Below are 246 nucleotides of genomic sequence, written 5' to 3'. Positions count from 1 at the left end.
ACAGATTGTCTGATAAAAAGTAACGAGCAGAAAAAACCTCTACAGGCTTGTAGCTCAGGTGGTTAGAGCGCACCCCTGATAAGGGTGAGGTCGGTGGTTCAAGTCCACTCAGGCCTACCAAATTCGCACTCACGCTGCGTTATGTCTCCGGCTCGCATAGTTGACTATGCTTCGCGGAAACATGCCTTGCCTGAGCACGAATTGCATTTCTCACGAAGTGTACTCGGTTGAGTGGTAGTAGTGGTC

Annotated in this window: 1 tRNA gene; it reads left to right on the top strand. The window is 50.0% G+C overall.

Annotation, left to right across the window (positions count from 1 at the left end):
• The first annotated feature begins 43 nt into the window (after positions 1-43).
• A tRNA-Ile gene (locus tag LQK91_RS21955) sits at positions 44-120 on the top strand.
• The last annotated feature ends 126 nt before the right edge of the window (positions 121-246 follow it).

The sequence above is a fragment of the Pantoea sp. MHSD4 genome, from assembly GCF_021043305.1.
Classification (GTDB): domain Bacteria; phylum Pseudomonadota; class Gammaproteobacteria; order Enterobacterales; family Enterobacteriaceae; genus Pantoea; species Pantoea eucalypti.
This window is presented reverse-complemented; position numbering and strand designations above follow the sequence as displayed.